Origin of the sequence: Streptomyces sp. NPDC007084 (genome assembly GCF_040703595.1) — a bacterium.
In the GTDB taxonomy this organism is placed as follows: Bacteria; Actinomycetota; Actinomycetes; order Streptomycetales; family Streptomycetaceae; genus Streptomyces.
Genome location: NZ_JBEYFY010000046.1, coordinates 24,007 through 50,663 on the forward strand (window position 1 = coordinate 24,007; position 26,657 = coordinate 50,663).

Sequence of the window (26,657 nt, forward strand, 5' to 3'; positions counted from 1 at the left end):
GGAATATAACGTTCCGTTTGTTCCGCGCCGGGCACACTAAATCGCGCAGACCCCGTGCGATCACGGGGCAGGATGGTTTTTGCAGGGGGCCGGGACGGCCCATGGACGAGAAGGGCGCCTGTCGTGTTCACAAGCGTATTGATGATCGAGAAGGCCCTGACGTCCGCCGACGTGGAGTTCGTCACCACCTTGCACGGTGACGAGGCGGTCGCCTTCCACGTACTGCTCCAGCCCCGGGGCGACCAGGCGGACCGGCTGCTGCGGGCCATCGACGACGTGGCGCTGGGCGAACTGGACGAGGCGGCGCGCGAGGGCGAGACCCCGGAGGGCGAGGCCGCCGCGAGCCAGGGGGAGCGGGCGCTGGAGGTGTCGCTGGTGGCCCTGCGGGCGTCCGGCAGCGAGGCCGAGGGACGGCTCATCGAGGATCACCCGCTCGACGCGCTGAAGGACCTGGTCGACGAGGTGAAGGCCGACGAGGTCATCGTGCTCACCGACCCCCACTACGTGGAGGAGTTCTTCCACCGCGACTGGGCGTCCAAGGCGCGCCACAAGGTGGGGGTGCCGGTGCTGAAGCTGTTCTCGCACAGCAAGGCGTGAGGGCGCGCGCCGCGCGGCGGCCGGGCCGGACACCGACCGCCGTGCGGGGCCGGGCCCCGCACGGAAGGACCGGGGGGCGGCGCCGGTGTCCCTTGTGGGGCGTGGCCGGCCGCACCCCATAGGCTGGGGGCGCGTTCTCCACGGAGGGCGCGCCCACCTTCGTACCGGATCTTGGGGAGAAACACGCATGGCACCCGGCCTTCCTACCGCGATGGACCGACCGCACTTCATCGGCATCGGCGGCGCCGGGATGTCGGGCATCGCGAAGATCCTCGCCCAGCGCGGGGCCCGGGTCGCGGGCAGCGACGCGAAGGACTCCGCCACCGCCGAGGCCCTGCGCGCGCTCGGCGCCACCGTCCACATCGGTCACGCGGCCGGCCACCTCGCCCCCGACGCGAGCTGTGTCGTCGTCTCCTCCGCGATCCGCGCCGACAACCCGGAGCTGGCCCGCGCCGCCGAGCTGGGCATCCCGGTCGTCCACCGATCGGACGCCCTCGCCCGCCTGATGGACGGGCTGCGCCCGATCGCGGTGGCGGGCACCCACGGCAAGACGACCACCACGTCGATGCTCGCCGTCTCGCTCTCCTCGCTCGGCCTCTCCCCGTCGTACGCCATCGGCGGCGATCTCGACGCCCCCGGCTCGAACGCCCTGCACGGCGACGGCGAGATCTTCGTCGCCGAGGCCGACGAATCGGACCGCAGCTTCCACAAGTACGCGCCCGAGGTCGCGATCGTCCTCAACGTCGAACTCGACCACCACGCCAACTACGCCTCCATGGACGAGATCTACGAGTCCTTCGAGACCTTCGTGGACCGCGTCACGGAGGGCGGCACGCTGGTGGTCTCCTCGGACCACGAGGGCGCCCGCGAGCTGACCCGCCGCGTCCGGGGCGGTGACGTGACCGTGGTGACGTACGGCGACGCGGACGACGCCGACGTCCGGGTGCTGTCCGTCGTGCCGCGCGGGCTGACCAGCGAGGTGACCGTCCTGCTGGACGGCGCCGAGCTGACCTTCACCGTCTCCGTCCCCGGCCGGCACTACGCGCACAACGCGGTGGCCGCCCTCGCGGCCGGTGTCGCCCTCGGCATCCCGGCGACCGAGCTGGCCCCCGCGCTCGCCTCCTACACCGGCGTGAAGCGCCGCCTCCAGCTCAAGGGCGAGGCGGCCGGCGTCCAGGTCGTCGACTCCTACGCGCACCACCCCACCGAGATGACGGCCGACCTGGAGGCCATGCGCGCCGGCACCTCGGGCCGCATCCTCGTCGTCTTCCAGCCGCACCTGTTCTCCCGTACCCAGGAGCTGGGCAAGGAGATGGGCGAGGCGCTGGCCCTCGCGGACGCCTCGGTGCTCCTCGACATCTACCCGGCCCGCGAGGACCCGATCCCGGGCGTCACCAGCGAACTGATCCTCCAGGCCGCGCGGGCAGCCGGCGCGGACGTGACCCCGGTCCACGACAAGGCGGACGTGCCGTCGGCCGTCGCGGGAATGGCGAAGCCCGGTGATCTCGTTCTCACCATGGGCGCGGGTGACGTGACGGATCTCGGACCGGAGATCCTCGCCCGCCTGTCCGAGTAGGAGCGGCTCCCAGTGAGCCTCCCGGAACGCAAGGGGTTGAGCAACATGTCGTACGACGTCGAAAAGCCGGACGAAGAGTGGCGCGCGGAGCTGACCCCGGCCGAATACGCGGTGCTCCGCCAGGCCGGTACCGAGCCCGCGTTCCGGGGTGAGTACACCGACACCAAGACGAAGGGCGTCTACTCCTGCCGCGCCTGCGGTGCGGAGCTGTTCACCTCGACGGAGAAGTTCGAGTCGCACTGCGGCTGGCCGTCCTTCTACGACCCGAAGGACACCGACGCCGTCGAACTGATCGAGGACCGCTCCCACGGCATGGTCCGCACGGAGGTCCGCTGCGCCCGCTGCGGCTCCCACCTCGGCCACGTCTTCGAGGGCGAGGGCTACCCGACCCCGACGGACCAGCGGTACTGCATCAACAGCATCTCGCTGCGGTTGACGCCGGAGGAGGGCTGAGCCAAGACCCTGGGCGGCACCGCTCGCCCAGGGACCGGCTGGGTGGTGCCGCCCAGGGCGCACGGTCCGGTCACATGGGGTCGGGCTGGAGTGGGGACGGTGTCGTCGGGGCCGGCTGAGAGGCCGGCTGGAGTTGTGTCAGGCGTTGGATCATCTGGATCGCGAGGATTCCGGCGGTCGCCATGAGGGCCCCTCCCAGGACGAGGAGGGGGAGCGACGCCGGGGCGGCCTCCTGGGCGATGCCCACCAGCAGCGCGTGTCCGGCCCACGCGCCCCACCAGGCGTTCACCAGTCTCTCGTCGCGCCCCGGCTTCACCCCGCCGGTGCTCGCCCGCAGGATGTCGAGGACGAACCGGCGCGGCAGCACCAGGTTCACGAGCGGCACGAACCAGGCGACCACCGGCCAGGCGCCGGCCGCGAGGGCCGGGTTGCCGCTGATCACCTGGGCGTTGCGGCGGACCCGGGTGAACCACACTAGGAAGAGCGCGGCCGCCGCCGCCGTCGCGTAGAAGAACACCAGCGAGGCCTGCCCCGACGTGCGCAGGGTTCCGGCGCCCGGATCCACGGCGTGGGCTTGGAAGGCGGTCGCGCGGAACACATCCGCCACGACGGCCACGGCTATCGCCGCCTGCGCCCAACGGGCAAGCTTCCAGGGGGCGTTGACGCCGACATCGGTCACGTGGCCGACCTGCTTCTCTCTGGCGGCACGGGCCGCGACGAATGCCCGGACAGGGCGGCGCACTGGATCACGCGGATCGGATCATACGGCCACAACCGCCGTCACAGAACCTTGCGGTGCACCAACGCCGACAGCACCAGCGTGCCGGGAAGCAACGGCACCCAGACCGTCAGCACGCGATAGCCGATCACGGTGGCCGTCGACACACTCACCGGCGCGCCCAGCGTGACCATGGTGAACACCAGGGCCGCGTCCATGGGACCGATGCCGCCGGGCGCCGGCACCGCACCCGCGGCGGTACTGGCGACCAGCAGCGCGAGCATCACCTGCGTCCAGGACAGCGGAAGTCCGAGCGAGAACCCGACCGACGCCACCACGCTCCCCTGGAGCAGCGGCGCCGCGGCGGATCCGCCCCAGAGGGCCAGGACCCGGCTCGGCCGGGTGTGCAGGATCCGGATGTCGGTCAGCGCCGTGCGCAGGAAGCCGAGCACCGGCCGGCGGACCGGACGCACGATCGCCGGCACCGCCAGCACGACGACGAGCCCGGCCGCCACGCTGCCCGCGGCGGGCACCAGTGTCCAGCGGTCCGGCGCGAACCGGCCCAGCCTGCGGGTGTCCTCGGACGCCACCAGGAAGGCGACCAGCACCGGCATCTTCGCCAGCGGCTTGACCAGCGAGTAGAGGGCGACCGAGGCCGTGGCGCGGGCCAGCGGGACACCCTGGCCGCGCAGGAAGCGCAGGGTCACCGCGTGGGCGCCGATCCCGGCCGGCAGGACCTGGTTGGCGGCGCCGGCGGCGAACTGCGACGCCAGCAGCGGGCCGGGCGGCAGCCGTTCCGGAAGGGCGCCCTGGCGTATGCACGCGGCGGCCACCCAGCCGAGGGCGGTGAACAGGACACCGGCCAGCAGCCACCAGGGGTCCGCGGCGCCCAGCCGGAGGACTCCGTCCCGCATCCTCTGCCAGTCCAGTACCGCCCACACCCCGATCAGCAGGAGCGGCAGCAGGGCCATCGCGAGACGGGTGAGGCGGGGGAGGGGGGTGAGGCAGTCGGGGGTGGGGGCGAGAGCCGGGGCGGGGGCAGTGGGGGGTGCGGTGGTCGCAGGTGCTGGAGGTTCTGGAGGGGCTGGAGCGGTCGACCGGCGTGAGGTGACCGTGGGGTCCGGGGGAGCCGTTGGGGCCGCCGGGGTCGACGGGGCTGCTGCGGGGAGGGAGTCGAGCGGAAGCAGGGACACGGCGCACGTCGTCCTTCCGCGTCACGCCCGCCATGCGGACGGACGGATCCAAGGCGCTGCAACGGGGACGGAGGAAACGTTCCCGTGCGGTGTGACGGCCATGCGTCCGGGAGAGGAAGGGGGTTTGGCTTGTGGGCGACACGGTGGGAGGGGCGGCGGCGCGGTGGGATGTTGTGACACCGGCGACTGCGGCGGGGTGGGGGGCACCGGGGACTGCGGCGCGGTGGGATGTGGTGGCACCGGGGGCTGTGGCGGGGTGGGGAGTTGACGGACAGCGCGGGGGCCCGGGACGCCGGAGTGTGGAGGGCGCGGCGGCGGGCTGTCCCCGGCCCACCGACGCCGCCGCGCCTTCCGTGCCCCGTGCTCCCCGGGACGCTGAACTCACCGCTTACCGGGCCACGGCGGCACCGTAGGCCTCACCGCTTACCGGGCCACGCCGGCACCGTAAGCCTCACCGCTCGTAAGTCCCTTTCGGTGTAAGCCCATGCCGATAAGTCCCCGGCACCGTACGCGAGTTCGCGGTCCCTTCAGAGGCCGACCGACTTGCGCTCGCTGTCCGTCAGTGGCGGGCCGTCCAGGAGGGGCTTCTTGGGGCCGAAGAGCACCCGCCAGAGCATGTCGGGGGCGAGGAGCCGGGTGGGTGGCCGCTCCATGCTCATCACGTCCAACAGGGCGCGCAGGGCATGCGGATTGCGGGCTCCGGCGTCCACCGCCCGGTCGATGAAGGCGGCCATCAGGCGTTCCGCGCGGGACGGCGCCTGCTCGGCGGCGCCGGGATAGAAGGCGTCCTGTCCCACGGCGAGATCCCAGGCCTGCCCCACCGGACGGGCCGCCGCGCGCTGCACCAGCCGGGCGGTCCTCGCCGCGCCGGGATCGTGGCGGCCCAACACCTCGCCCATCGCGACGACGCTCTGGGCCGCGGCGGTCAGACCGTGCCCGTACACCGGGTTGTATCCGGCGACGGCGTCCCCGAGCACGGCGAAGCCGGCCGGCCAGCGGTCCAGTTTCTCGAAGTAGCGGCGCTTGTTGGCGGTGCTGTGCGTCGTGACGACGTCGGTGACCGGCTTGGCGCGGGTGAGGAGTTCGCCGATGACCGGGTGGGCGAGCGACGCCGCGAAGGGCACGAACGCCTCGTTGTCCCGTTCCGGCCGGCCGCCGCGCGTGCCCGCGAGCGTGACCAGCCACTGGCCGTTCTCGATGGGCAGGATGATGCCGCCCCTGCCCGGCGGGTTGGTCGGTTCGGCCTGGATGTTGACGATGGGGAAGTCGTCCAGCGTGGAGGCCGGGGGCTGGTAGATCCGGCTGGCGTAGCCCACACCGGCGTCGACGACGCGCTCGTCGACGGCCGGGAGGCCCAGCCCGGAGAGCCACGCCGGTGCCCGGCTGCCGCGTCCGCTTGCGTCCACGACGAAGTCCGCGGCGAGCGTGTCCTCGCCTGTCGTGTCCCGGGTCCGGACCCCGGTCACCCGGTCGGCGGTGCCCTCCAGTCCGACGGCCTCGGCGCCCGACCGCACGGTGACGCCGGGCCGCCGCAGGACCTCGGCGCGTATCGTCGCGTCGAGCAGGTCGCGCGAGCACACGATGTTCACGTGACGGGCGGGCTCGAACCGGCGGAACCACTGCCCGGACGGTGCCTTGCTGACCATGCCGGACATGACCGGCACGCGCCGCGCCCCGCGTTCCAGCAGCCGGTCCGTGATGCCGGGCAGCAGCTGTTCGAGCGCCTTGACCCCGCCCGACCACAGCACATGGGCGTGCCGGGCCTGGGGCAACCCCCGGCGCGGGGCGGGCTGTTCGGGAAGCGTGTCCGTCTCGACGACCGTGACGTCCCCGAAGCCGGCGAGCACGGTGGCCGCGAGCATTCCGGTCATACCCCCACCGATCACCACGGCGGTGGGCCGGTGACCGGGCCTGCGTTCAGACATCGGCGGAAACACCCTCTCTGGCGGCCGTGCGGCCGCGGTTGTCTCGGGCGGTCGGTGCGCGGGACGGTCCCGGCCGGTCCACGCCTGCCGGTCGGTCCCGCCTTGCCGACCCCGCCCCGCGGTGCGCCGGCGTTCGGCCCCCGGCCCGGTCCGGTTCGTGGTCGGGCCTGGCGGGCGGCGTACGCGCCGGAATCACCACCGGGGAAACGGACTTGGGTCCGCCGGCGCCGGCACGGCAGTCGAACACTACGTGAGGAATCGATTCCGCAACGAGTGGTCGGCCTTCTCCGCCCCCCCGTGCGGCCCGGCGGGGGCACGCCCCGCGCCGAGCGGCGTCCGTCGTCGCTCCGATGCCCGGGTCGATCCCGAGGGGTCGGTCGATCCCGAGGGGGTCATCGGTTCCGAGGGGTCCGTCGGTTCCGAGGGGTCCGTCGGTTCCGAGGGGTCCGTCGGCTCCGAGGGGTCCGTCGGTTCCGAGCGGTCCGTCAGTTCCTGGGCGCGTCCTGCGGGGCGGCCCGACGGCGGGCGGCGGCGACGACGGGTGAGGACCGCAGCGCCTGGGCGAGGCCGACCCGCAGATGCGGCTTCTCCATGCTGTCCAGCATCCCCGCCCGGTCGGCCTCGCACGGCTCGTGCCGGCCGCCGGCCATCCGCGCCCGGGCGGCGGCGAGCATGGCCGCGTCCGCCACCACCGTCGCCTGTTCCAGGGGCGTCAACCGCACGGCGGTGCCCCGCCGCGCCCGGGCGGAGCGGCCCGCCACCGGCTGCCTGAGCGCCTCCGCGTAGGCGCTGTCGCGCACCGTGGGGTCCAGATAGGGCCCGCAGGCCAGGACTCCGTCCAGGATCGCGATCTCCTGCCGGGTCAGCCGGACGGTGGGAGGCGTCCACCACGGAACGGCCGCGCCGTCCGGGGCCGGCAGCCCGCGTACCTCCGCCCACAGCGGCTTCAGCATGCGGCAGCGGCGCCGCGCCCGCAGCGTGTCCGCGAGGGACGGCCCGAGCCGGGGCAGCGCGAACCCGGTCGCGACGAAGATACCCGCCGTCGCGACCAGCGGGGGCGACACGTCGGTGCTGAGGAAGTCCCAGTCCCGCCCGTTCCAACGGGCCCCCAGCGCGGCGTACTTGGCCGCCTGGAAGGAGAGGTCGAAGCAGGCGCCGATGACGACGAGCACGAGGCCGGTCCGCGTGATGCCGGTCACCACGCGGACCCAACTGAGGCACATGCCCGTCAGGAGCAGGCTGGCCACGGTGTGGAACGCCAGGTAGAGCAGGATCATCTCGCGCATGTACGGGGTGCCGGCGTAGTAGGTGTCCAGGTCCCGGGTGCGTTCGACGGGTACGTCCGCGAGGGCGAACAGGACCAGGATCCCGGAGACGACCAGCGCGGATGCCGCGCCGATCAGCAGAACGCGCTGTTCGAGCCGGTGCCGCGGCCCGCCCCGCCAGGCGGTCATCAGGACGAGGTATCCGGCGCTGAGCGCCGTCATGCCGCAGTACACGAGCGGGGCCGAGAAGTTGGCGATCCCGGTGGCCGCGTTCACGACGGTGATCGTGGGCGGCGCGGACAGCACGCACACCAGTGCGCCGATCAGCAGGATGGCGTTGCTGGACGCGATCAGCGGATCGCGCCAAGTGTCCTTCAGGGAACGGGCCTTGAGCGTCAGCACGGTGAGCAGCGCGACACCGGGAACGTAGAAGATGACTCCGCTGTCCACCGCTCAGCGCCCTCTCGTCCACAGGCCCGCCCACGGGCCGCGGCGGGGGAAGGCCGGCGTCATGTGCGGGTCCTCTCGCCGTCCCGGGCGGTCGCCGGAGACGGTGGGGCCGGCCTGGGGCGGACCGCCCGCGCGGGCCGGGCACGCAGCGCGCGGGACAGGCCCGGCAGGTCCGCGCGCAGGGCCGCGACGGAGGCGTCCGGGGCCACGCTGGCCGCTCCGGGGCGGCCCTCCCGTCTGGCGTGTACGGCGGAGTGGACCATCGCGGCGTCCCCCGCGAGCGCGGCCTCGCCCGCCAAGGCCCCGGCCGCCTCGGCCGCCGCCACCGCACGGGTCCGCACGGCGTCGTCGAGGTACGGCCGGATCAGGCTCAGACCGTCCTGGATGCCCGCCTCGCGCCGGGTGAGGCGGACGTGCGGCGAGGCGTACCAGGAGACGGGGCCCGCGAGTTCCGTACCGCAGGCGGCGCCGCCGAGTTCCCGCCACAGTGTTCCGAGCCGGTGGCAGGCGGCGACGGCGCGGACGGAGGCGGCGGCCCGCGGGCCGACCAGCGGCAGGAGGAAACCCACCGTGGCGCAGGGCGCCGCCACGGCGGAGACGAGCGGGGAGAACGTAGTGCTGAGCGTGTCCCAGTCGTGACCCGCCCAACGGGCGCTCACCGCGGCGAGCTTGAGGGAGCTGAACGACAGGTTCAGCAGCCAGCCGGCGCACAGCACCACCAGGCCGGCCCGCAGCCAGCCGTGGACCTGGAGCGACCAGCGCCAGCACAGTGCCGTGGTGACGACGGCGGCGGTGATGTGGGCGACCAGGTAGAGCACGATCATCTCGGCGATGAAGGGCTGCGAAGCGTAGTGCGTGTCGAAGTCGGTGCGGCGTTCCTCCGGCGCGTCACCGAGGGCGAACAGCGTGACCAGGGCGGCGATGACCAGCAGGTAGGCGATCCGCCAGCGCCGCGAGACCCGCCGTACGTACGCGGGGGGCCCGCCCCGCCAGTGCACGATGAGCAGCAGGCAGGACACGCTGAACGCGGAGATGATGACGTAGACGAGCAGCGAGGACGCGTTGGGGACCCCGCTGACGGTGTTCACCGCGGCGATGGTCGGCGGCGCGGCGAACACGAATCCGGCTCCGCCGAGCGCGACCACCAGGCCGACCGAGCGGACCAGCGGGTCCCGCCAGTCCCTCAGCAGCCCCGGAAGACGGATGGCGAGGCAGGCCCACAGCGCGATCGCCGGTATGTAGTAGTCCGAGGATTCCACGGCTCAGACCTGCCGGCGACGGCTTCCGAGCGAGGCGCCGATCCGTCCCGCGATCTCGCCGAGGTCCGCTGACGTCCCGTCGTCCTCGCCCTCCAGCCATATACGGAACCGGGTGACCGCGAGCAGTCCGAACCGCTCGGCGTCCGCCTCCTCGGACCGGCTGAAGTCGGAGCGTGCGGCCACCCGCCGCACCGTCTCGGCCAGTTGGGGGAGGTCCGGGCGGGTCGACAGCATGCGGGCCGCCACGGGACGGCCGACGAGATGGGCGCCGCAGGTGCCCGTCTCCAGATGCCAGACCTCGTGGAAGAAGATCGCCAACTGGTGCAGCGGAGTGGCCCGTTGCTCCACCACGACGACGTCCCGGTCGGGCAGGTCCAGCCACAGCCCGCTGGCGGTCCCGTATGGGAACCGCTCTTTCACCAGCTCCAGCTCACGCCCCGTCAACTTGCCCACCGCGCGGATCAGTTCGCCGAACAGCGCGTCCGGGGTGGTGGGCACCGGCAGCCGGACCTCCTCGGCCAACGTGTCGACCAGGCGCCGCATCGCCTTTCCTTTGCGCACGTTTCTCCCCGGGAACGTGAGGTGTGGCAGGGCCGCGAGACCTGGGCCGGGCGTTCCGTCCCGGTCTCCGTCGTACCGTCGGCGGACGGCCGCGCCCGTGAGCGTGAACGACGTCCGAATGCCCGTCAGGTTATCGCGGCCGTCAACCCGTCGGTCGGCGCGTCTGCGCCCCTGGCGACCGGTGACCCCCGATCCTGGCCTGACCCGCGGCCCCCGGCTGCCCGGCCGGGCCGCGCCCCCGACGGTCCCGCGCCCCCGGACCCTATGGAGAAGCATGGACGCCGACAGCAAGCACCCGAAGGACCACGGCGACACCACCGGCGGTGGTGACGCCGTCAGGGACCCGGCCGACGCCCTCGGCGGAGGCGGGGCCGCCGGCGGCCCCGGGGGAGACGGCCCCGGCGCGGGAGACGGTTCCGGCGGGGGAAGGGGGCCCGGCGCGAGAGGCGGGGCGGGCGCCGGTGGCGGGGCCGGCGGGGCCTCGGGTGGGGCGCGGGCCGGGGTGTTGCTGCGGCGGCCCAAGATCTGGCTCTTCCCCGCCGTGCTGACCGCGCTGCTCGCCCTGCTCCTGTCGCTGCTCTACATGGGCGGCATCGTCAAGCCGGAGCAGCACCTGAGCGACCTGCCGATCGGCCTCGTCAACGCGGACCTTGGCAAGCCGCTCCCCGGCCAGCACCAGAACATCGGCACCCAGATCACCACGGCCATCGTCTCCGACGGCACGTCCGGCACGGTCGACTGGCGCCGGCTGACCCCGGCCGAGGCGCGCGACGAACTCGCCTCCGGGAAGATCTACGGCGCCCTGGAGGTCCCCAGGGACTTCACCGACTCGCTCGCCGCGCTGACCACGGCGAACGCCACCACCCGGCCCACCCTGACGGTGCTCACCAACCCCGGTATGGGCAGCCTCGGTTCGTCCCTCGCCGGCCGGATCACCACCGCCGCCGCGCAGCAGGCCTCGGCCACCATCGGCAAACAGCTCACCGCGGCCCCCGCCACCGCGAAGGCCGACGCCACCACTCGGCTGCTCCTCGCCGAGCCCGTCCAGGTCGTCACCCGGGTCGGACACCCCATCGGCAGCCGCAGCGGTCTCGGACTCAGCGCCTTCTACTACACCCTGCTCCTCGTGCTCGCCGGATTCCTCGGCGCCAACCTCATCAGCACCGGCGTCGACACCGCCCTCGGGTACACCGACAGCGAGATCGGGCCCTGGCACACCCGCCGGCCCACCGTGCCGATCAACCGCACGCAGACGCTGCTCCTGAAGATGGGCATGACCGCCGGGATCACCCTGCTGACGGTCTCCCTGATCATGCTGGCCACCGTCGCGATCCTCGGCATGGACGCCACCCATCTGCCGCTGCTGTGGATCTACTCGTACTGCGCGAGCCTCGCCGTGGGCCTCGGCGTGCAGGCCATCAACGCGGCGTTCGGCGGGATCGGGCAGCTCGTGTCCATGTTCGTGTTCATCGTGCTGGGCCTGCCGTCCTCGGGGGCCACCGTGCCGCTCCAGGCCGTCCCCGGCTTCTACCGCTTCCTCTCGATCTTCGAGCCGATGCGGCAGCTCAGCGACGGGGTGCGCGCCATCCTCTTCTTCGACGCGCGGGCCGACGCCGGCCTCGACCGCGCCTGGACGATGATCGGCGTCGGCGCCGCGGTGGGTCTCCTCTTCGGCTTCGCGATGACCCGCTACTACGACCGCAAGGGGCTGCACCGGCTGACCCCGCAGCCCTACCCGTCCGACCAGGAAGCCTGAGCTGTCCTCCGCTGTCCTCCGGCCAGGCGGCCCGACCGGCCCCGGCGGTCAGCGGGCCCGACCGGTGCTCAGGTCATGTGGCGGAGCAGCGCGGCGACCACCGGCGGGGCCTCGCCGCGCGGGCGGACCACCATGACCTTCCAGTGCGGCGCGTGCCGGTCGAAGGCGCGGGTGACGAGGTCGGGGAACCGCGCGGCGATCGAGGCGGGCATCACACAGACGCCCAGGTCGTTGCGGACGAGTTCGGCCGCCGCCACGATGTCGTTGACCTCGAAGGTTGTCTCCCGTTCCAGCGCGGCGGCCCGGAACGCCCGGTCCACCGAGAGGCGGATCGCCCAGCCCGGCACGAAGTCCACGAGCGGCAGCCCGGCCGCCTCGGCGAGCGTGACCGTGCCGTCGGGGCCGGACCCGGCGACGGCCCGGCGCGGGGCGGACACCAGCACCATCTCCTCGCGGGAGAGCAGCCGGGTCACCAGACCGCGCTGCTGCTGCCGGTCGAGCGCCACCACCGCGAGGTCCACCGTGCCCTCGCGCAACGCCTGCCGGATGTCGACCACCGCCGCCTGCCGCAGCCGCACCACGATCCCCGGATGCTCGGCGCGCAGCGCGGCCAGCGGCTTGTGCAGATCGGCCCAGACACCCTGCATGGTGCCGACGGTCAGCGTTCCGCGGAGCTGCCCGCGCGCCAGGTCGACGGCCGCCCGGGCCTGTTCGGCCGCCCGCAGCGCCGCGCGGGCCGCCGGGACGAACGCCTCACCGGCCGGGGTCAGGGACACCCGGTGGGTGGTGCGGTCGAACAGCGGTGTCCCCAGCTCCCGTTCCAGCGCGCGGACCGTGCTCGACACGGCGGACTGCACCACGTGCAGCCGCCGGGCCGCCGCGGTGAACCCGCCCTCCTCGGCCACCGCGACCACGACCTCCATCTGCCGCAGATCCATCACCACTCCCGAAGCGGCCGGCCGCCGGCGAACCGGCGGTCCCTCCCGGCCCATCTCCGGCCGAGATCACGTACGGTCTCGATTGTCGCAGATGGTGATCATTCGCGAGCCCCCGAGTCCCTCAGGTCCCCGAGTCCCCCGCGGCGCGGAGCCCGACGTGTGCGGTCTGCGGCGTACGGGACCTACGGGACGCGGGTTCAGCGTCGGCGGCGCAGGGTGACGGCGACTCCGCCGGTGAGCAGCAGCGCCGCCGCGCCCCCGGCGACCAGCGGGAGTGTGGCCCCGCCGCCGCCCGAGGTGCTGTCGGCGGCGGGCACCAGACGGTCGGTGCCGGCCGACTCGGTGGGTGACGTGGTCACCCGGGAGGGCGAGTCCGACGGTGTGGGCGTCGCGGTCCTGCGGGGCGTCGACGACACCGAGGGCGCCGCGTGGGAGTGCGTGACCCGTGCGCCGGGCGCCGCACCCGTGCTCTTCGGCGGAGCCGCGCTCCGGGTCGGGGTGGCCGCCGCGCGCGCTCCGGAGAGCACCACGTCCGAGCACGAGTAGTACGTGTCGGTCGTGCTGGTGTTCTGCCAGATCGTGAACAGCATCTGGCGGCCGGTGCGGTCGGACGGCAGCTTCGCCCGGATGCGGTAGGCGCCGTCGACCAGCGCCGGGTCGGTGGCCGTCGCGAACGGCCGCGCCGGCAGGTCCGACCACCGCAGAGGGCGCGTCGGGTCGTAACCCGGCTTCGTCAGGAAGAGCTTGAAGGTGCCCGTGTGCGGGATCGTGGAGCTGTAGGCGAGGGTGAAGGACGCGCCGGGCACCAGCCGCGTGGACGGGAAGTCGGCGCGCGCCAGGTCGAGCCCCTTGTAGGCGGGCAGGCCCCCGCTGCACAGTTCGCCGTCCGGGATCACCGAGCGGTCCCGGCCGTTCACCCCGGCCACCCGCAGGTTGTCCCACGCGGTGAACGGCGCTCCGTTGGCGGCGACCGCGGCCCGGCAGGCGTCCGTACGGCTCAGGCCGCCGCCCTCGGGCGAGCACGCGAACACCCGGCTGACCGGCGAGGTCGGGGCGCCGTGCGCCGACGCGGGGCCCGCGGCCCACGTGGTGAGGAGCAGCGGGGCCGCCAGGGCGACAGCGGCCGCGGTGGCGGTGCGGGAGGCGGTCATCCGGAGGTCTCCTCGAAGCGTCGGCGAAGCGGCGTACCCCGCGCGCGGCCGGGCCGGCTTCCGCGCGGGGCACCGTGAAGTACGGGCCCGCCGCGCCGTCCGTTCACACCGGGCGCGGACGTCTCCGGGCCGCCGCCGGGACCTCCGGGGGAGCGGCGGCCCGACGCCCGCCCGGGGGGCCATTGCGGCGCAGTCCTACGACACGGGCGACCCGCCCGACGCGCGCCCGCCCCCTGGGACCGTCCCGCCCGGCCGGTACGGTGAACGCCATGCCCGAACCCGACGCCACCGCCCCCTCCGCCGCCGCCCCCGACGACGCTCCGGTGGTCGTCTCCTCGGTGCGCGGCTCGTTCCCCTGGAGCGTGCTGGCCGAACGGCATCCGGCGCTCATCGAGAAGGTGGCGGACGCCACCCCGTACGGCCCCGAGCAGCGCCGGGCGCTCGCCGACCTGCTCACGAACAGTTCCGAGGGCGTGATCGAACCGCTGCCGGCCACGGCGGCGGACCGCACCCGCTGGGACGCCTGGGGCGGGCGGGCGTACTACGGCCGGTCCTGGTTCGACGTGCCCTTCCTCTGGTCCGAGAGCTACTTCTACCGCCAACTCCTCGAAGCCGTCGGCTACTTCATCCCCGGCCCCTGGCAGGGCATCGACCCCTTCCGGCCCTTCAAGCTCGCCGAGCTGGACACCCCGGAGACCGACGAGGAACTCGCCGCGCTGGACGACCTCGCCGCCCGCCCCGCCGAGGAGCGCGAACCGGCCCTGCTGCACGGCTCCCTGTGGGGCAACCGCGCCGACCTCGGCTTCCGGCTCCAGGCCGGCGCGGGCGAGGCCGCCGCCGACACCCCGCTCGTCGCCGACGACACCGAGACGCTGCGATCCCTGTTCACCGGCGGCACGCTCTGCCTGGTCGCGGACAACGCCGGCCGCGAACTCCTTCCCGACCTGCTGCTGATCGACCACCTGCTCCGGTACGGCCGCGCCGGCCGCGCCGTCCTGCACCTCAAGCCGTCCCCGTACTACGTCTCCGACGCCACCACCGCCGACGTCCTCGACGCCCTGGGCCGGCTCACCTCGGCCAAGGGCGCGGCGGGCGAGGCCGGACAGCGGCTCCGGGCCGCCCTCGCCGACGGCCGGCTCACCCTGCGCGCCCACCCCTTCGCCTGCGCCCCGCTCCCGTACACCGAACTGCCCGAGGACCTGCGGCGGGAGTTCGCCGCGGCCGAGGTGACCGTGCTGAAGGGCGACCTCAACTACCGCCGCCTGATCGGCGACCGGCTGCACCCGGCGACCACCCCCTTCGCGGACGTCACCGCCTACTTCCCCGGGCCGGTGGCGGCGCTGCGGACCCTCAAGTCCGATGTCGTCGTCGGGCTCGACTCCGCCACCGAAGCGGCCCTGGACGCCGCCGAGGACGACCGCTGGCGCACCGGGGGGACGCACGCGCTGATCCAAGTGCGGCGCTAGACACGGCACTTGGCGCGGTGCCGGTCGCGTGGTCGGACGCCGTGCCGGCCCCCACGCCGGACGCGGCGCTTGGACCTGGGCGATTTCCCCCCTCCGAGACCGGAAAACGGGGCGCCGCGTGCGGCTTTCGCGCCGGTTCACGCGATGGTGTGATCATGTCCCGGCCCGCGGATGTCCGTCCGGGGCCATGGGTAGGGCCCGGCCATGACGCAGCCGTTCGAACTCCCGCACTTCTACATGCCGTACACCGCCCGGCTGAACCCGCACCTGGACGAGGCGCGTGCCCACACCGTCGAGTGGGCCCGCGGAATGGGCATGCTGGAAGGCTCCGGCATCTGGGAGCAGTCCGACCTCGACGCGCACGACTACGGCCTGTTGTGCGCGTACACCCACCCCGACTGCGACGGACCGGCCCTGTCCCTGATCACCGACTGGTACGTGTGGGTGTTCTTCTTCGACGACCACTTCCTGGAGACGTTCAAACGCACCCAGGACCGCGAGGGCGGCAAGGCCTATCTGGACCGGCTGCCGCTCTTCATGCCGCTCGACCTGTCGACTCCCGTACCGGAGCCGGAGAACCCCGTCGAGGCGGGCCTCGCCGACCTGTGGGCGCGCACCGTGCCCGCGATGACGGAGGACTGGCGGCGCCGGTTCGCCGTCTCCACCGAGCACCTGCTGAACGAGTCGATGTGGGAGCTGTCCAACATCAACGAAGGGCGGGTCTCCAACCCCGTCGAGTACATCGAGATGCGCCGCAAGGTCGGCGGCGCGCCCTGGTCCGCCGGTCTCGTCGAGTACGCGACCGCCGAAGTCCCGGCGTCCGTCGCCGAGTCCAGGCCGCTGCGCGTCCTGATGGAGACGTTCTCCGACGGCGTCCATCTGCGCAACGACCTCTTCTCCTACCAGCGCGAGGTCGAGGACGAGGGCGAACTCAGCAACGGCGTCCTCGTCCTGGAGACCTTCTTCGGCTGCACGACCCAGCAGGCCGCCGAGACCGTCAACGACATCCTCACCTCGCGGCTCCACCAGTTCGAGCACACGGCCCTCACCGAAGTCCCCGCGCTGGCCGCCGAGAAGGGACTCACCCCGCCCGAGGTCGCCGCGGTCGCCGCCTACACCCAGGGACTTCAGGACTGGCAGTCCGGCGGCCACGAGTGGCACATGCGCTCCAGCCGCTATATGAACCAGGGCGCCACCGACGAGCCGCGGCCCTTCGCCCCGGGCGGCTTCGGCACCTCCGCCGCGGATGTGCCGGGCCTGCTCTCCGCGGCCGGCGCCGAGCGGCTGCGCGCCTACACCCACGTGCCGTTCCAGAAGGTCGGACCCTCGCAACTCCCCGACTTCCACATGCCGTTCGAGGTCACCCTCAGTCCGCACCTCGCCGGTGCCCGTGAGCGGCTGACCGGCTGGATGTACGGCACGGGCATGCTCCAGGAGGGCGTCTGGGACGAGGACAAACTCATCGCCTACGACCTGCCGCTGTGCGCGGCCGGCATCCATCCCGACGCCACGCCCGAGGCGCTCGACCTCAGTTCACAGTGGCTGGCCTGGGGGACGTACGGCGACGACTACTACCCGCTGCTCTTCGGCAACCGCCGCGACCTGGCCGCCGCCAAGCTGACCACCGCGCGGCTGTCGGCCTGCATGCCCATCGACGGCGAGGAGGTCCCCGTACCGGTCAACGCCATGGAGCGGGGCCTGATCGACCTGTGGCGGCGGACCACCGCGGAGATGACCCCGGAGGCGCGGCGGAGCGTGCGCGCGTCGGTGGACGTGATGACCGAGAGCTGGCTGTGGGAGCTGTCGAACCAGATCCAGAACCGTGTCCCGGACCCGATCGACTATCTGGAGATGCGCCGGGCCACCTTCGGCTCCGAGCTGACCATGGGCCTGTGCCGCCTCGGTCACGGGCCCGCCGTCCCGCCGGAGGTGTACCGCAGCGGCCCGGTCCGCTCGCTGGAGAACGCGGCGATGGACTACGCGATGCTCCTGAACGACGTGTTCTCGTACCAGAAGGAGATCGAGTACGAGGGGGAGGTGCACAACGGCATCCTCGTCGTGCAGAACTTCTTCGGCGTCGACTATCCGACCGGGCTCGGCATCATCCATGACCTGATGACCCAGCGGATGGAGCAGTTCCAGCATGTCGCCGCCCATGAATTCCCCATCTTGTTCGAGGACTTCAAGCTCTCGGAGGAGGTGCGCGGGATCATGGAGGGCTATGTGGGCCAGTTGCGGAACTGGCTGGCCGGCATCCTGAAGTGGCATCAGGACTGCCACCGTTACGGCGCGGCGGACCTGGCCCGGCGGGCGCACGGGTTCGTACCCGACCAGACTCCCCGGCTGCCGTTCGCCTGGCAGGCGGAGCCTGTCGCGCTCTGAGCGGCCGTCTCCTGAGCCGCCACGGAACGCGGTTGCCGGTGTGGCGGCCGGAGGTGTGGCGGCCGGAGGTGTGGCCGCCGGGGTGACCGGCCGGGTTCGGCGGTGCGGGTGGTCCGGTACGAACCGGGGCGCCCGTACCGCTCTCCGGCATGTCCGCGCGCCTGTCCGCCGGCCGAGCGGTCTCTCGAACGGGCGCGTCAGTCTCACTCGTTAGGGAACCTTCGCGCGGTGGAGCGCGGGGTAGGGCAGAAGCCGCAGGCGATCCGCAGAGCATCCGCCGGAGGCGACCCCATGGAACAGACCGCGTTGCGTCCCAAGCCGATGCCCGGGCAGGAACCGGGCACCGGGGAGCGTCCCGTCGGCGCAGTCCGGCGACCGCACGCGGCACGGCGCCGTGGCCGACGACTGGTCACGCTGGTGTTCAGCCTCTTCGTCGGGGTGGTGCTGGTGCTGTCCGGGGTGGGGCTCGGGACGGTGGGCGCGACGGTCATCGGCATGAGCAAGCTGGCGGCGATGCAGAAGCAGGCCGCGGCGGCCGGGGAGGCGCACGGCCCCTCCGGGGGCCCCGGTCGGGCAGGCGCCTCCGCGGCACCGCGGCCGGGCGGCACCACCACGGCGACGGCCTCCGGCAGCGCCGCCCCCGTCCCGCCGGGGAAGGCTCCCGACGGCCCGGCGCGGGCCACGCTCGGCATCGAGGCCGTCGACGCCCCCGACGGCGCGGGCGCCCTGCTCGTCGGCGTACACCAGCCCGGCCCCGGCTACACCGCCGGCTTGGTCCGTGGCGACATCCTGTTCTCCGTCGCCGGGACCACCATCAAGTCGGCGTCCGACCTGGCCCACGCGATCACCACGGCCCGCCCCGGCGAGGGCATCCCCCTGGGCGTCCGCCACACGAACGGCACCCGCGCCCACCTCTCGGCGATCCCGGGCATCGTGACGTGAGCGGCCCCCGGGCCCGGAGCGGGCCCGGCCCCGACTTCGCCCCTGCCCCTGCCCGGCATGGCCCGTGCCCGGCACCTGGCCCCTGCCCCCTACCCCCTGCCCTCCTGCCAATGGTCCCCCGGCTCCCGGGCCCCGGCCTCGGCCCCCGCCCCCGGCCCCCGCCGAAGTCGCCTGGACACCCGCCCCTCCCGCGTGGCCCGCCCCGCAGCTCCGGCTGCCCACCCCGCACGTCCGGCCGCCCGCGCCGCGTGGCTGGGGCGACGGGCCGGGCGTATCGGCTCGCGCCCGCCCCGGCGGAGAGGGAGGATGCTGCCCGTAGCCCTACGGGGAACTCCGCACACCCGGAGGCACCGATGCCCGACCCCGCCCCCTTCACCGCCGCCGACTACGAGGCCCGTATGGACCGTGCCGCCCGAGCCGCGGCAGATGCCGGCCTGGACGGCGTCCTGGTGGCGCCGGGCCCCGACCTGGTGTGGCTGACCGGGTACCGCCCGGTCGAGACGGAGCGGCTCACCCTGCTGGTGCTCAGGGCCGGGCAGGACCCGGCGCTCGTCGTGCCCACCCTGGAGGCGCCCGACGCGGCCAAGTCGGCCGGCGCGCCCGCGCTGACCCTGCACGACTGGACCGACGGCACGGACCCCTACGAGGCGGCGGCGCCCCTCCTGGACCCGGCGGGCCGCTTCGGCATCAGCGACAACGGCTGGGCCCTGCACCTGCTCGGCCTCCAGAAACGGCTCCCCGACACCCGGTACGCCGCGCTCACCGAGGTACTGCCGATGCTCCGGGCCGTCAAGGACGCCGCGGAACTGGAACGGCTCGCGGCGGCCGGAGCCGCGGCCGACGCCGCCTTCGAGGAGATCCGCGAGGTCACCTTCGGCGGCCGCAGGGAGTCGGAGGTCTCCACCGAGCTGGCCGGCCTGCTGCGCCGCTTCGGACACTCCCAGGTCGACTTCACCATCGTCGCCTCCGGGCCGAACGGCGCCAACCCGCACCACGAGGCCGACGAACGGGTCATCGAACACGGCGACATGGTCGTCCTGGACTTCGGCGGCCTCAAGGACGGCTACGGCTCCGACACCTCCCGCACCGTCCACGTCGGCGAGCCGGACGAAGAGGAGCGCGCGGTGCACGACATCGTGCGCGCCGCCCAGGAGGCCGGCTTCCGCGCGGTGCGCCCGGGAGCCGCCTGCCAGGACATCGACCGGGCCGCCCGCGCCGTCATCGAGGACGCCGGATACGGCGAGTACTTCATCCACCGCACCGGACACGGCATCGGCGTCACCACCCACGAACCGCCGTACATGGTCGAGGGCGAGGAACAGCCGCTGGTCCCCGGCATGTGCTTCTCCGTCGAACCCGGCATCTACCTGCCGGGCCGTTTCGGCGTCCGCATCGAGGACATCGTCACGGTGACGGAGGACGGCGGACGCCGGCTCAACAACACCTCCCGCGAGATGGTGATCGTCGGCTGACGTGGACGCACCGACCGCGCGGCGACCGCTTCGCCCCCGCCCCCGGACGACAAGGGCGCGCCCATGAGTCAACCGACCCCGACCCCCACTCCGACCCCCACCCGGGACACCGTCGGCCGACTGGTCCGCTCGGTGCTCGCCGACGACGGCGCCGCCGGCCCGGGACCCGAGGTGCGGCCCGTCACGGGGGAGGGCGGGCAACTCACCTGGTGGGTCGGCGCACGCCATGTACTGCGTCTCGCCGGGGACCGCGAGGCCTCCGTACGGCAGCGCCGCGAGCTGCGGCTGCGCGACCTGGTCCGCCCGCACCTCGGGGTGCAGATCCCGGTGAGCGTCGCGCACGGCGAGTGGGCGAGCGGCCTCGCCTACACCCTCGACACCCGGCTGCCCGGCGGCACCGGCGAGGAGCAGGACGTCTCGGCCGCCGGGGAAGCCGACCTGGCGGGCCTGCTGACCGGGCTGCGCGAGGTGCCCGTACGCCAGGCCGGGACGCTCGGTGTGCCGCAGGCCCGGCCGCGGTCCCTGAACACCCTGCGGGCCGCCGCGGTGCGCGCCGCGAAACGGCTGCCCGCCGAGGAGTTCGACCCGGCACGGCTCGACCAGCTCGCGGAGTCCGCCGCCGTCCAGCTCGCCGCGCAGCCGGGCGCCGCGTTCCTCGTCCATCACGGCCTGCGGGGCGACCACCTCGTGACCGGCGCCGGCGGGCGCCTGCGGGGCGTCCTCGGCTGGGGCGGCGCGGTGGTCGGCGACCCGGCCGAGGACATCGCCGGGCTCGCCGTCGCCGTCGGCGCCCCCGCCGCCGTACGAGCCGCCACCCTCGCCGGCTACGGCGCCCGCCCCTGCCTGCGCGGGCTGTGGCTGGCCCGCTGCGACACCGTCGTACGTCTCGCCGACCGCCTCCACGACGGGAACGAGGAGCCCGTGCCGCTCCTGGAGGCGCGGTTGCGGCGCGCCTGGGAGCCCATCCTGCTGGAGCGGGTGACGGACCTGCGGGACGGGCCGGACGAATCACCCTAGGAGTGCCGGTGCCGGTGCCGGTGCCGGTGCCGACACGGACGCCGGTGCCGGTGCCGGTGCGGTGCGGAGCTGGTGCCGAGGCCGACACGGACGCCGGTGCCGATGACGACGCCGATGCGGAGGCCGACGCGGGTGCCGGAGTCGACGCCGACACCGACGCCTGTTCCGCTACCGAGGACGCCTGTTCCGCCACCGAGACCGACGGCTCCGCCCGGCCCGCCCGTCCCGCCCGCCTCCCCCCGAGGCGCCTCACGCCTGGGTGAGCACCACGCACGACTCGCCCGGCACGTTCAGCACGCCGTCCGTGAGCGCTCCCGCGACCGGGTCCCAGGACGCCAGCACCCGCCCCCGGCGGACACCGAGCGGGATCACCGCCGGGTCCTTCGACAGGTTCACCGCCACCCGGACGTCACCGCGCCGCACGGCCAGCCAGCGCGCCTCCGGATCGTGGGCCACCCGGACCGCGGCGAGATCGGGGTCCGACAGGTCGGCCTGGCGGTGGCGCAGCGCGATCAGCTCGCGGTGCCAGGCCAGCAGCCGCGCGTGGGCGGGCGCCTCGGGCTCCGACCAGTCCAGGCAGGAGCGGTCCCGGGTCGCCGGGTCCTGCGGGTCCGGTACGTCCTCCTCCGCCCAGCCGTGCGCCGCGAACTCCCGCCGCCTGCCCCGCCGTACGGCCTCCGCCAGCTCGGGATCGGTGTGGTCGGTGAAGAACTGCCACGGCGTACTCGCGCCCCACTCCTCGCCCATGAACAGCATCGGCGTGAACGGCGCGGTCAGCGTCAGCGCCGCCGCGCAGGCCAGCAGCCCGGGGGAGAGGGAGGCCGAGAGCCGGTCGCCCTGGGCGCGGTTGCCGATCTGGTCGTGGGTCTGCGCGTAGCCGAGGAGGCGCTGCGCCGAGACCCGCGCGCGGTCGATGGGCCGCCCGTGACGCCGGCCCCGGAAACTGGAGTACGTGCCGTTGTGGAAGTAGCCCGAGGTGAGCGTCTTGCTCAGCGCGGTGAGCGGGGCCCGCGCGAAGTCCGCGTAGTAGCCCTGTCCCTCGCCGGTCAGCGTGGTGTGCAGGGCGTGGTGGAAGTCGTCGTTCCACTGGGCGTCGAGACCGAGGCCGCCATCCTCGCGGGCGGTGATGAGCCGCGGGTCGTTCAGGTCCGACTCGCCGATCAGGAACAGCGGCCGGCCCAGCTCGCCGCCGAGCGCGTCCACCGCCGCCGACAGCTCCTCCAGGAAGTGCAGCGCGCGGGTGTCCTTCAGCGCGTGCACCGCGTCCAGGCGCAGCCCGTCGAGCCGGTAGTCGCGCAGCCACGCCAGCGCGCTGCCCACGAAATAGTCGCGCACCTCGTCCGAGCCGGGCGCGTCGAGGTTCACCGCCGAGCCCCACGGCGTCTGGTGGGTGTCGGTGAAGTAGGGCCCGAACGCGGGCAGATAGTTCCCGGACGGCCCGAGGTGGTTGTGCACGACGTCCAGGACGACGCCCAGACCGAGTTCGTGCGCCCGGTCGACAAAGCGCTTCAGCGCCTCCGGGCCGCCGTACGGTTCGTGCACGGCCCACAGGGAGACACCCTCGTACCCCCAGCCGTGCCGGCCCGGGAACGGGCACAGCGGCATCAACTCCACGTGTGTGACGCCCAGTTCGGCCAGATGCTCCAGCCGGTCGGCCGCCGCGTCCAGCGTGCCCTCGCGTGTGTACGTCCCCACGTGCAGCTCGTAGAGGACCGCGCCCGGCAGCGCCCGCCCGGACCATTCGGCCCGCCACGCGTACTGTTCCTGGTCGACCACCGCGCTCAGCCCGTCGGGGCCGTCCGGCTGCCGGCGGGAGCGCGGATCGGGCAGTACGGGACCCTCGTCCACCGCGAAGCCGTACCGTGTCCCGTCCCGCGCGTCCGCCTCGGCCGTCCACCAGCCCGGACGGCCGGGATCGCGCTCCATCGCGCGCGTGACGTCCGCGCAGTGCAGTGTCAGCCGGTCGGCCTGCGGTGCCCACACCTCGAATCGCACAGAGTTCTCCCTTGTCGGCTCAGCGTGACCCAGTCCGTCCATGGTGCGCCACACGAGATCAATTCGCTTTCCGATCCACCCTTTTGCCGCGTGTCCCTCGCCCATTGGGCGCGCGCGTCCCGTCCGCCGGCCGCCCGGGCCGGTGCCCGTCGACCGCCCCGGCCCTTCACGGATTTTCTGGACACGCCGTCCTCGCTGACCGACAATCACGAACGTGACGTCGTCCTTCGAGTTCCACACGTACCCCGCGCGGCTGTCCGACGCGGAGCGCGACCGGGCGCTCAAGTCGCTCCGTGACGGCGTCGCCCTCGGGCGTCTCTCGCACGACACGTTCATCCGCCGTATGGAACTGGCGCTGGCCGCCCGGCGGTCCGACGAACTCGCCGTGCTCACCGCCGACCTGCCCACCGAGAGCCGCTGGTCCAAGGCGGTCTTCGGGACCGTGGAGGCCGTCTCCGGCTTCACCGTCCGGCTGCGCAGGGCCTGGCAGGCCGAGCGGCTCCCCAAGCTCCAGCTCCCCAACCCCGGCAGCCCGTACCCGCTGCGGATAGGCCGCGACCCGGCCAGCGGGCTGCGCCTCAACCACGAGACGGTCTCCCGCGTCCACGCCGAACTGAGCCGACAGAGCGGGGTGTGGGTGCTGCGCGACCTCGGCTCCACCAACGGCACGACCGTCAACGGACGCCGTGTCATCGGCGTCTCCGTCGTCCAGGACGGCGACCAGGTCGGCTTCGGCCGCATGCTGTTCCGCCTCGCCTCGGACTGACCGGGCGCCGTCGGCCCCGGCGGCCGACCTGACGCCCGCCGTCGCGACCGGTCTCCGTTCCAACTGGCCCGGACGCCCTCGGTTCCAACTGGCCCGGACGCCCTCGGTTCCAACTGGCCGGGGCGCGCCGCGTTCCGGCTGACCGGCATTCCCTCCGTTCCGGCCGGCCGGGGAGCCGGCTTCGGGCCTGCGGTGACGGCCCCCGCGCGTCAGGCGGCCCTCTCCCTCGCGTGGCGGGCCGCCGCGACGACCGTACGGGCCTGGTGCTCGACCTGGTTCTCCAGCGGCACCCAGCGCGCCCGGAACCGCAAGGCGAAGGCCTCGCTCCAGGCGGCGACGAGATCCTCCAGCAGGGGCGCCTCGCGGTCGCCGGCCTCCTGGAGCACCCGCAGCAGCATCGACGCGGCCCGCAGCGGCAGGCGCCGCCCGAACGCGTCGACGCTGCCCACATAGGCCCGCGTCGTGTCCGGCGGAGGCGCCTGCGACCAGTCCCCGGCCAGGCCCGGCACCAGCTCCAGCGCCCACTTCGCGGCCCGCAGCAGCGGACCGTCGGGACCGGGCAGCCGGGGCGCCGCCCGCGCGAGCACCGCCTCCACCTGGAGCGCGTCGGTGAGCAGCCTGCGGGCCAACCGCCGCAGCGCCGCGGCCGGATCGGGGTGCGGCGCCGGATCGTCCACCAGGTCGCTCGCCCACATCGGCACTTCCACCACCGCGGTCAGACCGCCGTAGCGGTGGGCGTGGTACCAGGTGCTGTGCCGGGCGTCGTCCGGCATGCTCGGGTACGCCGTGTCCGAGCCCGGCGCCGGCATCACATGCACCCCGGGGCCGGAGGCCGGCCACCCCGCCGCGTCCGACGCGGCCGTCTCGACCGGGATGTGCAGCTCGGCCGCCGACTTGGCGAACGGCTCCGCGAGCCCCGGGATGTCCTTGGTCAACTGCACCCAGCTACCGCCCAGATCGGTTCCGTGCAGGGTCGCCTGGAGGTAGGGGCGCAGTTCGTCGATGACCCGGGTCAGCGCGCGGGTCTCCGGCGGCAGCCGGTCGGGCGGCAGGACGGACGGCGACCACTCCGGCTGCTCGGGGCCCGCCGGACGGAAGAAGCCCAGGTGGTATTCGAGCAGGGTGCGCGGGGCGGGCGTCACATGCAGGCTCGCTCCGTCCGGGTCCGCGCAGAGCAGGAAGTGCCATGAGGTGTCCCTGCGCAACTCCCTCTGGTGCAGCGCCCGTTCGGCCAGGTGCAGCAGGGTCGAACCGCCGGTCGGCTCGTTGGCGTGGGCGCCCGCCACGACGAGGACGGCGCGCCTCGCGTGTCCGACCGACAGCAGGTGGAGGGGTCGTCCCCCACGGGAGACCCCCACCTGTCTCAGGACGCACAGGTCCGGACGGTGGGACGCCAACGCCCGTGCGGACGTGACGATTTCGGTCACACTGGGGTAGCGCAACTCCGGCAGGTGACTCACCCCCGACTGGTCCGCCCTGCGTCGCTCTCGGCAGTACTCCACGCTCTTGGAGAACTGTCAACGATTTGCCGGACCGACGCCAGAGGGCACCCGGCAGCACTTCTCCCGGCCGTGGGCCGCACCAGGAAACGGACGGGGCCGCTCGGCTGCGCGCACCGGGTGGCCCGGGGGTGCCCAAGGGTTCGCCGGGGTGTGTGCTCCGGCTCGCTCGGGAGCGCGTACCGGCCCGGCGCGGCGGCCCGTCTCCGGAGAGCGGTTACGGCAGGGGCGCGGGGACGGCGGAACGGGCACCCGGCCCGCCTTCACGACGCCTACCCCCCCGCCCTTCCCGCCCAGGGACACGACACGCGGACCACTCGTACGGGTGTACGTGAACTGCGCCCCGGCGTGCGCGGTGGTCCGCTGGGGGCAGCCCGCGCGCGGGTCCGGCGCGCAGACCCGAGATGGAGGCCCGCCGTGCTCTGTCCACACGGCCTTCCCGGCGAGGGCGCCCCGGCGGCGCTGCGGGCCGCCCCACCCACAGTCACCTGCCCGCCGACCCGCGCGCCGCGGGCGGGCCGGCCGCCGACCGACTCGCGCCTGCCCTCCCCGCCCGCCGTGACCCCGTCCGCCCCGACGCCGGGCCCCATCGCGGACACCGCGCCGGCGCCGCCCCACCCCGCGCGCGAAACCCCGTACACGCCCCCGCTCACCCCGTCGCCCGCCCTCACCCCGCCGAGCCTCCTCGACCCCGGTGTCGCGCGGGACCCGTACCCGCTCTACCGCACCCTGCGCCGCCGCCACCCCCTCCTTTACGACGCGCCGTTCGGTGCCTGGCTGGTCAGCCGGTACGAGGACGTGCGTGCCGTGCTGGCCGATCCGAGGTTCGGCGCCCCAGAGCCCGGGCCCGTGCCCGCCCGCCTGGAGGGCGCCTTCAAGGTGTTCCAGGACCGGGTGCCCGCGGCCCTCGCCGCCGGAGTGGAGCGGGCGGCGTACGTGCTGGCGCGCCGTCTCCTGGCGCGTCAGGAGGCCGATCTCGTCGCCGAGTTCTGCCAGTGGCTGCCCACCGCGGCGGTCGTCGCCGCTCTCGGGCTGCCCATCGAGTCCACCGCGCGCGTGCACGCCCTGTGCCGTGCGGGCCTCGACCACTTCGGGGGACCCCGCCCCGCCCTGACGGCCCTGCTCGGCCCGCACATCGCCCGCCGCCGGGCGCACCCCGGCGACGACCCGCTGTCCGTGCTGTGCGCGGCCCGCGCCGACGGGCGGCCGCTAGTCAGCGTCCAGCGCATCAGGTTCTGCGGGGCGCCGGCCTTGTCGTTGGTGCCGGAGGACCGGC

At 74.0% G+C, this 26,657-nt stretch carries 20 protein-coding genes and 1 pseudogene; 11 read left to right on the top strand and 10 right to left on the bottom strand.

Going from position 1 to position 26,657, the window contains the following annotated elements; genetic code table 11:
• Window positions 1-123: 123 nt before the first annotated feature.
• The 3 genes from AB0912_RS27575 to msrB all read left to right on the top strand — a co-directional run bounded on the left by AB0912_RS27575 (window position 124) and on the right by msrB (window position 2,626).
• Window positions 124-597 (top strand): indole-3-glycerol phosphate synthase, encoded by a 474-nt coding sequence (locus AB0912_RS27575; RefSeq protein WP_366704387.1) that lies wholly within the window; start codon window positions 124-126, stop codon window positions 595-597.
• 187 nt (window positions 598-784) lie between these two features.
• Window positions 785-2,173, top strand: coding sequence for a UDP-N-acetylmuramate--L-alanine ligase (murC, locus tag AB0912_RS27580; protein ID WP_366704389.1), 1,389 nt, complete (start codon window positions 785-787; stop codon window positions 2,171-2,173).
• A 45-nt stretch (window positions 2,174-2,218) separates the two neighbouring features.
• Window positions 2,219-2,626 (top strand): peptide-methionine (R)-S-oxide reductase MsrB, encoded by a 408-nt coding sequence (gene msrB, locus AB0912_RS27585; RefSeq protein ID WP_366704430.1) that lies wholly within the window; start codon window positions 2,219-2,221, stop codon window positions 2,624-2,626.
• Window positions 2,627-2,696: 70 nt separating this feature from the next.
• Here msrB and AB0912_RS27590 read toward each other — a convergent pair whose 3' ends face one another.
• The 6 genes from AB0912_RS27590 to AB0912_RS27615 all read right to left on the bottom strand — a co-directional run bounded on the left by AB0912_RS27590 (window position 2,697) and on the right by AB0912_RS27615 (window position 9,997).
• Window positions 2,697-3,305 carry a DUF4328 domain-containing protein gene (locus tag AB0912_RS27590; RefSeq protein WP_366704392.1) on the bottom strand — a complete coding sequence of 203 codons (609 nt, stop codon included), beginning with the start codon at window positions 3,303-3,305 and terminating at the stop codon, window positions 2,697-2,699.
• Window positions 3,306-3,406: 101 nt separating this feature from the next.
• A complete protein-coding gene (locus AB0912_RS27595) occupies window positions 3,407-4,537 on the bottom strand; it encodes a lysylphosphatidylglycerol synthase transmembrane domain-containing protein (protein ID WP_366704394.1) in 1,131 nt (376 codons plus the stop codon).
• Between the two features lie 527 nt (window positions 4,538-5,064).
• Window positions 5,065-6,462 (bottom strand): FAD-dependent monooxygenase, encoded by a 1,398-nt coding sequence (locus AB0912_RS27600; RefSeq protein WP_366704396.1) that lies wholly within the window; start codon window positions 6,460-6,462, stop codon window positions 5,065-5,067.
• A gap of 485 nt (window positions 6,463-6,947) precedes the next feature.
• Entirely contained in the window at window positions 6,948-8,177 is a 1,230-nt protein-coding gene (locus tag AB0912_RS27605) for an MAB_1171c family putative transporter (RefSeq protein ID WP_366704398.1), read from the bottom strand.
• A 59-nt stretch (window positions 8,178-8,236) separates the two neighbouring features.
• Entirely contained in the window at window positions 8,237-9,436 is a 1,200-nt protein-coding gene (locus AB0912_RS27610) for an MAB_1171c family putative transporter (protein ID WP_366704400.1), read from the bottom strand.
• A gap of 3 nt (window positions 9,437-9,439) precedes the next feature.
• Entirely contained in the window at window positions 9,440-9,997 is a 558-nt protein-coding gene (locus AB0912_RS27615; protein ID WP_366704402.1) for a toxin-antitoxin system, toxin component, read from the bottom strand.
• 274 nt (window positions 9,998-10,271) lie between these two features.
• Between AB0912_RS27615 and AB0912_RS27620 the strand changes: the two genes are divergently transcribed.
• The gene (locus tag AB0912_RS27620) at window positions 10,272-11,753 is read left to right on the top strand and encodes a DUF3533 domain-containing protein (RefSeq protein ID WP_366704404.1); all 1,482 of its coding nucleotides are present in this window, start codon (window positions 10,272-10,274) and stop codon (window positions 11,751-11,753) included.
• 68 nt (window positions 11,754-11,821) lie between these two features.
• Here AB0912_RS27620 and AB0912_RS27625 read toward each other — a convergent pair whose 3' ends face one another.
• The gene (locus tag AB0912_RS27625; RefSeq protein WP_366704406.1) at window positions 11,822-12,691 is read right to left on the bottom strand and encodes a LysR family transcriptional regulator; all 870 of its coding nucleotides are present in this window, start codon (window positions 12,689-12,691) and stop codon (window positions 11,822-11,824) included.
• A gap of 197 nt (window positions 12,692-12,888) precedes the next feature.
• The gene (locus tag AB0912_RS27630) at window positions 12,889-13,842 is read right to left on the bottom strand and encodes a lytic polysaccharide monooxygenase (protein ID WP_366704408.1); all 954 of its coding nucleotides are present in this window, start codon (window positions 13,840-13,842) and stop codon (window positions 12,889-12,891) included.
• A 269-nt stretch (window positions 13,843-14,111) separates the two neighbouring features.
• On the opposite strand from AB0912_RS27630, the gene AB0912_RS27635 reads away from it, so the two are divergent.
• The 5 genes from AB0912_RS27635 to AB0912_RS27655 all read left to right on the top strand — a co-directional run bounded on the left by AB0912_RS27635 (window position 14,112) and on the right by AB0912_RS27655 (window position 21,121).
• Window positions 14,112-15,308, top strand: a complete 1,197-nt coding sequence (locus tag AB0912_RS27635; RefSeq protein ID WP_366704410.1) for a damage-control phosphatase ARMT1 family protein — start codon at window positions 14,112-14,114, stop codon at window positions 15,306-15,308.
• Between the two features lie 204 nt (window positions 15,309-15,512).
• Window positions 15,513-17,690, top strand: coding sequence for a germacradienol/geosmin synthase Cyc2 (cyc2, locus tag AB0912_RS27640; protein WP_366704412.1), 2,178 nt, complete (start codon window positions 15,513-15,515; stop codon window positions 17,688-17,690).
• A gap of 291 nt (window positions 17,691-17,981) precedes the next feature.
• Window positions 17,982-18,632, top strand: a complete 651-nt coding sequence (locus AB0912_RS27645; RefSeq protein ID WP_366704414.1) for a PDZ domain-containing protein — start codon at window positions 17,982-17,984, stop codon at window positions 18,630-18,632.
• Between the two features lie 353 nt (window positions 18,633-18,985).
• Window positions 18,986-20,104 carry an aminopeptidase P family protein gene (locus tag AB0912_RS27650; protein ID WP_366704416.1) on the top strand — a complete coding sequence of 373 codons (1,119 nt, stop codon included), beginning with the start codon at window positions 18,986-18,988 and terminating at the stop codon, window positions 20,102-20,104.
• Between the two features lie 63 nt (window positions 20,105-20,167).
• Window positions 20,168-21,121, top strand: a complete 954-nt coding sequence (locus AB0912_RS27655) for an aminoglycoside phosphotransferase family protein (RefSeq protein WP_366704418.1) — start codon at window positions 20,168-20,170, stop codon at window positions 21,119-21,121.
• 249 nt (window positions 21,122-21,370) lie between these two features.
• Here the strand turns inward: AB0912_RS27655 and treZ are convergent, their stop codons facing one another.
• Window positions 21,371-23,116 carry a malto-oligosyltrehalose trehalohydrolase gene (gene treZ, locus AB0912_RS27660; protein WP_366704420.1) on the bottom strand — a complete coding sequence of 582 codons (1,746 nt, stop codon included), beginning with the start codon at window positions 23,114-23,116 and terminating at the stop codon, window positions 21,371-21,373.
• A gap of 214 nt (window positions 23,117-23,330) precedes the next feature.
• Here treZ and AB0912_RS27665 point away from each other — a divergent pair, with 214 nt between their 5' ends.
• A complete protein-coding gene (locus AB0912_RS27665; protein WP_366704422.1) occupies window positions 23,331-23,882 on the top strand; it encodes an FHA domain-containing protein in 552 nt (183 codons plus the stop codon).
• A gap of 209 nt (window positions 23,883-24,091) precedes the next feature.
• On the opposite strand, the gene AB0912_RS27670 is transcribed toward AB0912_RS27665, so the two are convergent.
• The gene (locus AB0912_RS27670; protein ID WP_366704424.1) at window positions 24,092-25,342 is read right to left on the bottom strand and encodes a M14 family zinc carboxypeptidase; all 1,251 of its coding nucleotides are present in this window, start codon (window positions 25,340-25,342) and stop codon (window positions 24,092-24,094) included.
• A 456-nt stretch (window positions 25,343-25,798) separates the two neighbouring features.
• Here AB0912_RS27670 and AB0912_RS27675 point away from each other — a divergent pair.
• Window positions 25,799-26,657 (top strand): annotated as a pseudogene (locus tag AB0912_RS27675) (hypothetical protein); the annotation flags it as partial.

What these genes read in the sequence shown, in the direction of transcription:
- AB0912_RS27655 (WP_366704418.1), top strand. Translation starts at nt 20,168, where the DNA reads ATGAGTCAACCGACCCCGACCCCCACTCCGACCCCCACCCGGGACACC.
- AB0912_RS27645 (WP_366704414.1), top strand. Translation starts at nt 17,982, where the DNA reads ATGGAACAGACCGCGTTGCGTCCCAAGCCGATGCCCGGGCAGGAACCG.
- AB0912_RS27650 (WP_366704416.1), top strand. Translation starts at nt 18,986, where the DNA reads ATGCCCGACCCCGCCCCCTTCACCGCCGCCGACTACGAGGCCCGTATG.
- murC (WP_366704389.1), top strand. Translation starts at nt 785, where the DNA reads ATGGCACCCGGCCTTCCTACCGCGATGGACCGACCGCACTTCATCGGC.
- AB0912_RS27635 (WP_366704410.1), top strand. Translation starts at nt 14,112, where the DNA reads ATGCCCGAACCCGACGCCACCGCCCCCTCCGCCGCCGCCCCCGACGAC.
- AB0912_RS27630 (WP_366704408.1), bottom strand. Translation starts at nt 13,842, where the DNA reads ATGACCGCCTCCCGCACCGCCACCGCGGCCGCTGTCGCCCTGGCGGCC.
- AB0912_RS27620 (WP_366704404.1), top strand. Translation starts at nt 10,272, where the DNA reads ATGGACGCCGACAGCAAGCACCCGAAGGACCACGGCGACACCACCGGC.
- msrB (WP_366704430.1), top strand. Translation starts at nt 2,219, where the DNA reads ATGTCGTACGACGTCGAAAAGCCGGACGAAGAGTGGCGCGCGGAGCTG.
- AB0912_RS27625 (WP_366704406.1), bottom strand. Translation starts at nt 12,691, where the DNA reads ATGGATCTGCGGCAGATGGAGGTCGTGGTCGCGGTGGCCGAGGAGGGC.
- cyc2 (WP_366704412.1), top strand. Translation starts at nt 15,513, where the DNA reads ATGACGCAGCCGTTCGAACTCCCGCACTTCTACATGCCGTACACCGCC.
- AB0912_RS27600 (WP_366704396.1), bottom strand. Translation starts at nt 6,462, where the DNA reads ATGTCTGAACGCAGGCCCGGTCACCGGCCCACCGCCGTGGTGATCGGT.